Raw genomic sequence first — 11,087 nt, 5'->3', positions numbered from 1 at the left:
AAGTCTGTCTACTCAAAAAAAGCCTGAATTTCAGGCTTTTTTTGTTAATTAATACGACTTATTTTAATACGACTTATTCACAATATTCACTCGAGTTTATTGCAATAACGCTTACTAATAGCATTCAACCGAAGTGCCAGAAAAGTGGCGGCCAGCGTCAGGGCGGCAACCAGACCAATCCACAAACCATGAGGCCCCATCGGATCAACCAGCCAGTCTGTCAGACCAAGGATGTAGCCAAACGGCAGGGCAATACCCCAGCAAGCCACCATAATCATGATCATAGGCACGCGGGTATCCTTGTATCCTCGCAATGCACCATTAGACGCAACCTGAACACCATCAACAAACTGGAACATGGCAGCAAACATCAGCAACTCTGCTGCCAGCACCTTCACCGCCAGGTCATTGGTATAAATGTCAGCGACCAAATCGGGCAGGAACCACATAACAGAGGCACTGACACAAGCCGCCATGGAGGTTGTCACAATCCCGGCAAATGCGGTGAACCGGGCCTGTTCGAACTGCTTAGCCCCCAGAGCCTGACCGACACGGATGGTAATACCCATCGAAATACTCATCGGCACCATAAAACACAGGCTGGTAAAGTTAAGAGCCACCTGGTGTCCGGCAACAGTAATTGCGCCCAGTTGTCCAATCACCAGAGCAATGGCAGAGAAGATGCTGGCTTCAAAGAAGGTCGTCAGCCCCATGGGCACTCCCAGCTTCATATGCGCTTTTATTGCAGAAAGAGAAGGCCATTCCCACTGACCATACAGATCAGCGTCTTTATGGCGTTCATCAAAGCGGGTATAAAAAAACATCAGCACCGTCATCAGCCAGAAGCAAATGGCCGTGGCGTATCCGCAGCCCACACTGCCCAGTTCAGGGAAGCCAAAACGCCCATAAATCAGAACATAATTCACCGGAATGTTGAGCAGTAGAGCTGCAAAACTGAACAGCATGCCCGGCTTGGTCAGAGAACGAGCCTCGCAATAACAGGCCATGACCTGATAAAGGAAAACGGCAGGAACACCCCAGGCCAGAGCGGCCAGATAACTGCGGGTAATTTCAGACACTTCCGGTTCAATCTGTAAAAAGTCGAGCAATGGTCCGGCATCCAACAGAAAGAGGATCGCCAGCACACTGAACAGCACTGCAACCCAGTAGGCCTGTCGAACCGGCGTTGCAATCCTGTCTATGTTTCCAGCCCCAAACAGTTGCGCAACGGTTGGAGTCGTTGCCATCATAATACCGCGAACCAGCAGATAGATAGGCATCCAGATACTGGACCCCAGTGCTACGGCTGCCAGATCCTGAGCTGAATATTGCCCTGCCATGCTGGTGTCAACAAACGTCATTCCCGTTGTTGATAACTGAGCGCCCAGAATGGGGCCGCCCAAAAAAACCAGTGCTTTTAGTTCTTTACTGTATCGTCCAAGCAATGGTGATGTATTTTTAGTAAGAGTTGATGTCATTTTTTCTCGCTGATGATTCAGCTTTTGCCATTCAATCCCGGTGCAAAAGCCAGTCTATTCTATCAATGCATTGAATAGATACCGATGGTATTGTTCATACGGTTCATGGGACTTTTACTTAAGTGGAACGCAATGCCGGAACTGCCCGAAGTTGAAACAACCCGCCGTGGCATAGAGCCTCATATTTCTGGTCAAACTATCAACAATGTAGTGGTACGCAACCCGAAACTGCGCTGGCCTGTTCCAGACCGCCTGCCAGAACTGCTGACAGGCAAGGTTATCCAGTCGGTCAAACGCCGGGCAAAATACCTGCTGCTTGAAGTCAAAGGCGGTAACCTGCTGATTCATCTGGGCATGTCGGGCAGCCTGAGAATAGTCAACAAAGGAGAGCCTGTTAAAAAACACGACCATGTTGATATAATTTTCAGCAATGGTGCCTGCCTGCGTTACCACGACCCCCGCCGTTTTGGTGCAGTATTGTGGAGCAACGCCCCTGTCAGTGAACATAAACTGCTCAATAAACTGGGGCCTGAGCCCCTGAGTGACGATTTTTCACCCAGCCTGCTCTATCGTCTGTCACGAAATAAATCCCAGGCAGTAAAAACCTTTATCATGGATAGCCATGTGGTCGTTGGCGTTGGTAACATTTATGCCAATGAAGCGCTGTTTAAGGCGGGTATTCGCCCGGACCGGCCAGCGGGGAAAATTTCCAAAGCTCGTTATGAACGCCTGACGGATTGCATCAAAACCACTCTGGCAGACGCCATCAGGCAGGGAGGAACCACCCTGAGGGACTTTGTCGGCGGTGATGGAAAACCCGGTTACTTTAAACAGCAGCTCACCGTTTATGGTCGTACCGGTGAGCCATGTACACGATGTCAGTCGCCTGTTGTTGAAAGCAGGCTGGGCAATCGAAGTACATTTTATTGCAAAAAATGTCAGCGCTGAGGCATAACCCCAGCCCCCCTAAACAGATTTAACACAGTTTTAATGGATAAAAATCAGCTACACCCCCATCCGGTAAAATCCGCTATTGGTCGCTTTATTCTTCGAATTTTAGGTAACTGGAGCATTGAAGGCCGCCCCCCTGCTGTCAGTAAATATGTGATTATTGTCGCTCATCACACCTCTAACTGGGACTTCGCTGTCGGCATGGGCGTCAAGCTGGCGCTTGGGCTGAAACTGCAGTTTTTTGCCAAACACTCACTGTTCTTCTGGCCTCTGGGTGTGCTGATGCGGGGATTAGGCGGCGTTCCTATCAAAAGGAATGAGTCCCTGAACCGGGTAGACGCCAGCATTGAGCAGATCAAAAAAGCGGATGAGTTCGTGCTGGTTATCACCCCGGAAGGCACCCGCTCGAAAGTAGAACGCTGGAAGACTGGCTTTTACCATATTGCCAAAGGGGCAGAGATACCCATCATCCCTGTTGCCTTTGATTTCAAACACCGAAAAGCAGTCTTTGGTAATCCACTGCCCATCACGGATAACAAAGAACACGACATCAAAGAGATGCACCGTTTCTTTCTGCCTTATCAGCCCAGACACCCTGAACTGGGCTGTAACGGTCCTTTCAGGCAATCATAACAGTCTTTAAAGACAGTCCGGGGCAGGGGTACGTTGAGAACTTTTCGCTATCCCTGATCCGGAATAAATCCGCTTAACCTTGCTCCAGTCAAGCGCAGTCTGGGCATAAGGGTTATTGCCATAAAATATGTAAGCCTTGCATAGATTTTTGTAAGTAACCTGAACGCCCCCGGATTCTGGCAGCAACACCATTTGTGTCGTTTCTGATATTTCTTCTTCCGTTAAAGCGCAGCACCGGGCTCTTGCTACATGCACGACTGGAAGCTGGTCAAAAGCAGGAATGTTCTGCCCACGCTCAAACTGTTGCCAGGCTGGCCAGTTTTGCAGATACTCCTCAAGTGCCTTTTCCGTACACTCATTCTCAATGGATTCCTGAATCTCTTTTTTACGGCTTTCATCCAGCTCAAAGCAATAGGCTGACTCAATTTCCTTCGTCAGCCCTGGCAAGTTGAACGTCTTCTGAAAAGCGAGATGCAACGACAGCTCTACATCAACATCATCCAAACTTTCTTCGTTCGCAAGCTGGCAGGCATACTCCCTGATCTTCGCAAGGTACACCATCTGTCTGGCTATTGATTTTAACTCATCAGGGTCATTGCATTCCTGCGCTCGCTTTTCAGACTGCACCAGCTGTACCAAAGCCTCAAGATCATGTAGCGCAAGAATGACCCGGTCACCGCAGGACGTGACAGCGTAGTACATAATATCAAGGGCTCGCTCTCTTGTTTCAGTATCAGAAACATCAGATATAAGGGGGAATATATTCAGAACCCGCTGCGCCAAAAGGTCAGAGCGAGATGAATTTTGATACTCAGCCGTTCTGGTAAGGTGTTCCAGGAATTCAATCAGAATGCCTCTCTCGAATTCCTTAAGATGTCCGATATCCGGGGCTATTTGCCCGGATTCAGCGATCTTGCTCCAAAAGTCAAACGCTTCAGTAAAGTCATCAAATATATCATCAGGCGCGTTGCCCAGTGGCTGGCAATCAAAAATTATATTCTTGTTACGAAGTCGACTCTTCTCGTCAAGGCGCTGAATGCTGTCCCAGTTATCTAATGTTATATACCGGATTCTGTTATCCCCACCGTCTCGCTGCGTCATAATGTGTTCCGGCAGGGGAGAAAGGCGCTTACAACCTGACAAAACAATATTTCCACCGACTTTGAAGTCTTCCGAACACTCAGGAAGCCCTCTAAGCTGATAACAGCTCGATAAATCAATATCATCCTCAACTTCAATCTGTTCCAGTCGCTTCAGCCTTGCACAACCAGCCAGATAGACACTGCCTTTGCATTGAGTCTTTCCTGTCCAGGTTTTCAGGCCACTGCATCCCGCCATGTTAATATTTCCATGGACTACCATCATCCCAGTTTGGTCAGTGAGTTCAGTACACTCACAGGCCTCAAAATCTTTCAAAACAATGAGCGTTTTGCCCAGAGTTCCAAGGCTATAGCAATGAGTTATCAAGCAGTCGTCCTGAACAAACAGATTTTGGGGAAAATCCCTGAGCCCATAACAATCCTCAAGATTCAGTTCACCCAAAACAATGAGGTTATCGGGCAAGGTTTTAAATCGGGTATCGCCAGACAGGTCAATATCACCTTTCACTACGTAACAGAGATCCGGAGAAAAAGCCTTTCTGCTTAAGAGCATTTCTTTAAACCGCTCAGCAGAAAGAATCTGGATACTATCAATGTCTGAAGATATTGCAGTGTCTGAAGATATTGCAGTGTCTAAAGATAGTGTGGGATCGCCTTCAACAAATGATAATGACTCTTCATTACCGTGCTGCTGCAAGAAAGCCTGAAAAGCATGCTCCCCCGCTGAAGGATGAACATTCTCCAGCCCTTCAAAAAAGCTATTTTGACCAGGGTTCACATAAGTAGCCGCAGAGGCAGAGGGAGTCACTTTACGATCCTGACAAGGGCTGGCGGTATCAACCTCGTCGGCAGCAGGCAGCAACCTGCCCTGGTTTTTAAGGGTAATGCGACTACCACTGGCTGAGGGCTGTTCATAGTCTGAGTCAGCTTTGCCTGAGGCAACTGCGCCTGAGGCAACTGCGCCTGAGTCAACTGTTTTCATTGGGGATGACGGCAGTGGGAATAAAGAGTCGCAACTTCCTGTATGCACCTGAAATACTCCTTTTGCTTTTTAACAGAATGCTTATCGTCAGGTTCGACAGGCTGAATCACATTTAGTTCCAGCCAGTTCAGCGGCTTCAGCCCTGAAATTCGATCAGAAATTCACTTAGCCGGGAATATAGACACGCCCCGCCAAACCCAATAGACTCGATTCGTTGGTTGGGGTGTGGTCTGTAAAGACCGCTGAGAAATACCCATTGAACCTGAACCAGATAATACTGGCGTAGGAAACCGACGAACAAGCGATGCATCGTTACCTTATACACAGGTGCCTTTTATCGCTTGCCTCAACGTTTCCATCGTCAGTTCGGAAGGAGTAAACCGGACCGATGATAACTGATAAAACCCTCTCCACTCCCATTGCCCTGACCATTGCCGGATCAGACAGCGGTGGCGGTGCCGGAATTCAGGCTGACCTGAAAACTTTCTCGGCTCTGGGTGCCTACGGCTGCAGTGTGATTACTGCCCTGACTGCCCAGAATACCCGGGGTGTTCAGGGAATCTTCGACGTTGACCCCGCCTTCATTCATCAACAGCTTGATTCTGTTCTGTCCGACCTTGACGTAAAAGCCGTGAAAGTCGGTATGCTCAGCCAGCCGGAAGTGATTGAAACCGTTGCTGAACGTATTGAGCATTATCAGGTAAAACGTCTGGTGGTTGATCCGGTCATGGTGGCTACCAGCGGTGACGTTCTGCTGCAACGGGAAGCGATTAAAACCCTGAAAGAAGTCCTGATCCCTAAAGCCTCCCTGATTACACCTAACCTGCCCGAAGCCGCTGTTCTGCTTGATCAGGACAAGCCGGAAAATACCCGGCAGATGCTGGATATGATTGAACCCCTGCTGGAGCTGGGCGCTAAAGCTGTACTTCTGAAAGGCGGTCATCTGACAGGCAGCCAGGTGGAAGGCGGCAAGGCTGTAGACTTTTACCACGATGGTCAGTCCCTGCACCGCCTGGAATCTTCGTGGACGGAAACCGACAACACTCATGGCACAGGCTGTACCCTGTCTTCCGCCATTACAGCACTGCTCGCACAAGGCTTCAGCATGAGCGAAGCGGTTCAGGGCGGTAAAGAATACATTGCGGCTGCCATTGCCAAAGCTGACGAGTTAAACATTGGACAGGGGCATGGCCCGGTACACCACTTCTACCGGAACTGGTGATGTTTGACGTTATTATCAAAAATGCCTCACTGTCGTACGACAGCAAACCTGTTTTTACCGGACTGAATTTAACCCTTAAGGGTGGGCAGTGGACCTGCCTGCTCGGGGGCAGCGGTGTTGGCAAAACCAGTCTGCTGCGGTTTATTGCCGGTCTGGATGTCAGTAGTCAGGATGTTTCTGTATCGGGTACCGCACTGTGCCAGGATGGTTTTGAGCTGAACCAGCGCATCGCCTGGATGGCGCAACAGGATCTGCTGCTGCCCTGGTTTTCGGTTCTCGACAACATCACCCTCGGGCAGCGCCTTCGCAGCCCGATGCTTCGTCGCCAGAAAGTAGCTTCTGAGCATCTGGAACAAGCGAAAGACATACTCAACCGTGTGGGTCTCAGTGACAAGGTGCAGGAGCTGCCACAGAACCTTTCCGGAGGTCAGCGACAGCGGGTTGCACTGGCACGCACACTGATGGAGAACCGCCCGGTGGTGTTGATGGATGAACCCTTTGGCGCCCTGGATGCCATCACCCGGCTGAACCTTCAGGACCTTGCCTGCGAACTGCTGCATAACCGTACAGTGCTGCTGATCACCCACGACCCTCTGGAAGCCCTGCGTCTGGGGCATCAGGTCTACCACCTGCAGGGACACCCTGCCCGGTTGACCGACCCCATTGTTCCTCCCGGCGCGATACCCCGTTCACTGGACGACAGTCAGCTGATGTCCCTGCATGGTCAGTTGCTGGAGCGGCTACGTCATGAGGAGGCTGCCTGATGATACGCCCCCTGATTGTTGTACTGGGTTTACTGCTGGGCTGGGAAACCCTGGTTCGGGTGCTGGAAATACCCAGCTATATTCTGCCCGGCCCCACACAGGTTGCCCTCAGTATACACGACAATGCAAGCCTTCTTTGGGACAACACGCTGATCACCATGAGCGAGATGCTGCTCGGTCTGGGTCTTGGCGTCAGTTTTGGTGTTCTGCTGGCTTTATTGCTGGTGTATTTCACCAGCCTGCGTCCATGGCTGCTGCCATTACTGTTGATTACCCAGGCTATCCCTGTGTTTGCGCTGGCGCCCATTCTGATGCTCTGGTTTGGTTACGGGCTGGCATCCAAGGTGGTGATGACCATCCTTGTGATTTTCTTCCCGGTGGCTACCTGCTGTTATGACGGCCTGCGCCACACCAACAAAGAGTGGCTGGAAATGGCTCACACCATGGGCGGCAACGGCTTTGCCGTTCTCCGTTATATCCGCTGGCCTGCTGCCCTGCCAGCACTGGCATCGGGGTTGCGGGTTGCCGTCGTGGTGGCTCCGATTGGCGCCGTCGTGGGGGAGTGGGTCGGTTCCAGTGCCGGACTGGGTTATATGATGATGCAGGCTAATGCCCGACTCTGGGTAGACCAGATGTTTGCAGCCCTGGCTGTTCTGGCCACCTGTACCGTCAGCCTTTATTTCATAACGGACCATTTGCTGAAGAAGTGGATTCCATGGCAAACGGAAACGACCCGGTAAAACCACTCTCTAAGGGAAGAGGCTGGAAAGAATATACCATCGTCATCCCCGCCTTCGCGGGGATGACGTTCTTCCGGTAAGTTCTGTTCTGCCACTTTCTAAAACTGAAAGAGACTAATAATAGATTAGGATTTGAAACGTGTTTAAACGACTATTGTCATTCATAGTAATGCTGTTGCCGATGGTGGTAACAGCAGCCCCGGTTGAGAAAAACAAAGACCTGACCCTGATGCTGGAATGGTTTATTAACCCCGACCATGCCCCCATTATTGTGGCGCAGCAGAAGGGTTATTTTAAACAGGAAGGTCTTAACGTCACCATTCAGGAACCGGCTGACCCGAACCTGCCCCCAAAACTGGTGGCAGCAGGTAATGCTGACATTGCGGTGTATTACCAGCCTTCCCTGCATTATGCCGTGGATTCAGGGCTTCCTCTGGTCTGGGCTGGCACTCTGGTGGCGACCCCTCTGGATGGCCTGATTGTTCTGGAAGAAGGCAAAATCAAAAGCCTTGAAGACATGAAAGGCAAAACCATTGGTGTCAGCACAAACGGTAACCATAGAGCGTTTATTGATACCCTTTTCAACCCTCATGGTTTTGGTTACGACGACATTCAACTGGTTAACGTTGGCTGGAACCTGTCGTCTTCATTGATGACCGGGCGGGTTGATGCCATTCTCGGCGCGTACCGTAATTTTCAGCTGAATGAACTGATTCTGGCTGGCAGTAAAGGCAAGATGTTCTATTACGAGGAGAATGGTATTCCTCCTTACGATGAGCTGATTTTTATTGCCAACCGGGATAAGCACGATAAAGAAGCCATTCGTCGTTTTCTTCGTGGCGTTGAACTGGGCGCACAGTTTATTGCTAACAACCCGGACAAAGGCTGGGAAATTTTCAGGGATTCCAATCCCCGTCAGCTGGATAATAAGCTGAATAAACGTGCATGGTACGACACGATTCCTCACCTGGCGCGTCGCCCTGCGGCAAAAGATACGGGGCGCTATCAGCGAGTAGCGGATTTTTTGTATGAACACAAAGAGTTGAAAAAGCCCCAGAAGGCGGAAGACCTGATGATATCCCTGTAAAGACCAGCCTCTATTGCGGCCTCAGGCTGCAATAGAGGCGTACTTTGAAAAAACAATACGGATTAAAAATCATTTAGGTGGAGCAAAATCCTGGTCAAGCTCCCTGTGTCCGGTGTAAACGGCTTCTCCATCACTTTCACCGTCGAAATAGACGGTTACGTCCGGAGAAAACACGATTACATCCCCTGCCTCTGCCGTGTGCTTATTACCTTCTTTGTCTCGTATAACAATTTTGCCCTTTGTGACCACCTTGCATTCAACAGTGTTGTAGGTGTACTCAAATCCTTCGCCCGGTCTCATGGTGAAATGCCCCAAAGACAGGACATTTTTGTTGTTCGTTACCGCCTGCTCTGATATGTGGCTTATCAAACCTGAAACATTCAGCGTCTGGCTCAGGTCATTCATTTTTACAGACCCGGGCTTGATGATGGATATACCGGGCTTGTCGGTTAATGTAGTCATACCTGATCTCTACGGTTACAAAAGAACAGAGCCGTAAAAGGCTCAAAAGAGAGTATAAGCCTCAGTTCATCGATGTACTGATAAAATTTAATCTTAGTGCTATTGCTGCCTCTGCTCCCCAATCTTTCCTAAAACTGACCCAGATCAAAAAACTATTCCTCCAATCCAGCACACTGACACCCATAACAGCAACTGGAGGCCTGTATGACAACAGCCACTTCCGTCTTCACTCGCGGTGCGCCCGGATTATCTTACTGGGTATCACTGTTTACTGGCCCGATACTTCTTCTTCTGACCATCATCACACCACCGCCCCAGGGAATGACCCAGGATGCATGGTATATGGTAGGGGTCGCCACCTTAATGGCTGTCTGGTGGGTATCGGAAGTGGTGCCGATACCGGTGACAGCCCTGACACCAATTGCCGTGGTTCCACTGCTGGGCGTTGCCAGCATTCGGGAAGTGACCGCCCCCTTTGCCAACCCGACCATCTATCTGTTCTTCGGTGGTTTTATGCTGGGTGTGGCGATGGAACGCTGGAATCTGCACAAACGCATTGCACTGAATATCATGCTCGCCACAGGGGTGAAGCCAAGCCGACAGGTGGCAGGCTTTATGGTGGCAACCGCCTTCCTGAGTATGTGGGTGTCCAATACTGCCACCAGCGCCATGATGCTACCGATCGGCCTGTCGGTGGCTGCAATGATGAGCGGCTCTGAAGAAGGCAGAGCGCGTTTCGCTAAAATGCTGCTGCTGGCCATTGCCTACAGTGCCAGCATTGGCGGTCTTGCGACTCTGATCGGTACTCCGCCGAATGCGTTGCTGGCGGCTTTTCTGAGTGAAACTTACAACATAGATATTGGTTTTGCCCAGTGGATGATGGTAGGGCTTCCCATCTCATTCCTGATGCTTGTAGCCACCTGGCTATGGCTGACCAAAGTCAGCTTCAGGATGGACGACATTGAAAGTCCGGATGCACGCAAAGTGCTTAAAGAACAACTGGATGACCTGGGAGCTATGACTCGTGGTGAAAAAACCATCGGCATTATTTTTGCCCTGACTGCCCTGGCATGGATCTTCCGTCCACTACTGAAAGGCTATATTCCGGGGCTGTCAGATACCGGGATTGCTGTTGCAGCGGCTATCAGTCTGTTTATCGTTCCGGTCAACCGGGACGAACGCATTTACGTCCTGACCTGGGAAAAGGCACGTGAAATCCCGTGGGGCGTGCTGTTGCTGTTTGGTGGCGGCTTAACCCTGGCAGCCCTGATCAAGTCTACCGGCCTGGCCAACTGGATTGCCGATGCCATGAGTATTGTGGGTGGTCTGCCCATTCTGCTGGTTGTAGCCTTTGTCGTTACCGTGATTATTTTCCTGACCGAGTTGACCAGCAACACTGCAACAGCCGCAGGTTTCCTGCCTTTAATGGGAGCTTTGGGTGTTTCACTGGGAATAGACCCTACTCTCCTGGCAGTGCCTGCCGCCCTCGCCGCCAGCTGTGCCTTTATGATGCCGGTGGCAACACCGCCTAACGCCATTGTTTTCGGATCGGGTAAGCTGGAGATTGGCGATATGATCAAGGCGGGGTTTGCCCTGAACATTATTGGCATTATTCTGGTGACACTGACGGGTTATTACCTTGCTTCCACGGTATTGATTCAGTAACCT

10 protein-coding genes and 1 riboswitch are annotated in these 11,087 nt (G+C 50.5%); of the genes, 7 read left to right on the top strand and 3 right to left on the bottom strand.

Annotated features, from left to right (window positions below; all coding sequences use genetic code 11):
* Positions 1-86: 86 nt before the first annotated feature.
* On the bottom strand, positions 87-1,478 hold the full coding sequence (locus NX722_RS24575) for an MATE family efflux transporter (RefSeq protein ID WP_262565503.1): 1,392 nt from the start codon (positions 1,476-1,478) through the stop codon (positions 87-89).
* A gap of 132 nt (positions 1,479-1,610) precedes the next feature.
* Here NX722_RS24575 and mutM point away from each other — a divergent pair, with 132 nt between their 5' ends.
* Positions 1,611-2,426: a bifunctional DNA-formamidopyrimidine glycosylase/DNA-(apurinic or apyrimidinic site) lyase gene (gene mutM / locus NX722_RS24570; RefSeq protein ID WP_262565502.1), complete on the top strand. Its 816-nt coding sequence runs from the start codon at positions 1,611-1,613 to the stop codon at positions 2,424-2,426.
* A gap of 42 nt (positions 2,427-2,468) precedes the next feature.
* Positions 2,469-3,062: a 1-acyl-sn-glycerol-3-phosphate acyltransferase gene (locus tag NX722_RS24565; protein WP_262565501.1), complete on the top strand. Its 594-nt coding sequence runs from the start codon at positions 2,469-2,471 to the stop codon at positions 3,060-3,062.
* Positions 3,063-3,068: 6 nt separating this feature from the next.
* Here the strand turns inward: NX722_RS24565 and NX722_RS24560 are convergent, their stop codons facing one another.
* Positions 3,069-5,144: an NEL domain-containing protein gene (locus NX722_RS24560; protein ID WP_262565500.1), complete on the bottom strand. Its 2,076-nt coding sequence runs from the start codon at positions 5,142-5,144 to the stop codon at positions 3,069-3,071.
* Positions 5,145-5,353: 209 nt separating this feature from the next.
* Positions 5,354-5,450, top strand: a riboswitch (TPP riboswitch).
* Positions 5,451-5,532: 82 nt separating this feature from the next.
* On the opposite strand from NX722_RS24560, the gene thiD reads away from it, so the two are divergent.
* From thiD to NX722_RS24540, 4 genes are all read left to right on the top strand, one after another.
* On the top strand, positions 5,533-6,366 hold the full coding sequence (gene thiD, locus NX722_RS24555; RefSeq protein ID WP_262565499.1) for a bifunctional hydroxymethylpyrimidine kinase/phosphomethylpyrimidine kinase: 834 nt from the start codon (positions 5,533-5,535) through the stop codon (positions 6,364-6,366).
* Positions 6,366-7,130 (top strand): ABC transporter ATP-binding protein, encoded by a 765-nt coding sequence (locus NX722_RS24550; protein ID WP_262565498.1) that lies wholly within the window; start codon positions 6,366-6,368, stop codon positions 7,128-7,130. Before thiD ends, NX722_RS24550 begins: the two co-directional genes overlap by 1 nt.
* A complete protein-coding gene (locus tag NX722_RS24545; RefSeq protein WP_262565497.1) occupies positions 7,130-7,870 on the top strand; it encodes an ABC transporter permease in 741 nt (246 codons plus the stop codon). The genes NX722_RS24550 and NX722_RS24545 overlap by 1 nt, the downstream gene beginning before the upstream one ends.
* A gap of 139 nt (positions 7,871-8,009) precedes the next feature.
* Positions 8,010-8,957 (top strand): ABC transporter substrate-binding protein, encoded by a 948-nt coding sequence (locus NX722_RS24540; protein ID WP_262565496.1) that lies wholly within the window; start codon positions 8,010-8,012, stop codon positions 8,955-8,957.
* 69 nt (positions 8,958-9,026) lie between these two features.
* On the opposite strand, the gene NX722_RS24535 is transcribed toward NX722_RS24540, so the two are convergent.
* Positions 9,027-9,419 (bottom strand): cupin domain-containing protein, encoded by a 393-nt coding sequence (locus NX722_RS24535; protein WP_262565495.1) that lies wholly within the window; start codon positions 9,417-9,419, stop codon positions 9,027-9,029.
* A 204-nt stretch (positions 9,420-9,623) separates the two neighbouring features.
* Between NX722_RS24535 and NX722_RS24530 the strand changes: the two genes are divergently transcribed.
* The gene (locus NX722_RS24530; RefSeq protein ID WP_262565494.1) at positions 9,624-11,084 is read left to right on the top strand and encodes an SLC13 family permease; all 1,461 of its coding nucleotides are present in this window, start codon (positions 9,624-9,626) and stop codon (positions 11,082-11,084) included.
* Positions 11,085-11,087 lie beyond the last annotated feature (3 nt).

It is taken from the genome of Endozoicomonas gorgoniicola, from assembly GCF_025562715.2.
Classification (GTDB): domain Bacteria; phylum Pseudomonadota; class Gammaproteobacteria; order Pseudomonadales; family Endozoicomonadaceae; genus Endozoicomonas_A; species Endozoicomonas_A gorgoniicola.
Note: the sequence above shows the minus strand (reverse complement) of the source record. Positions and strands in the feature narration are given on the sequence as shown.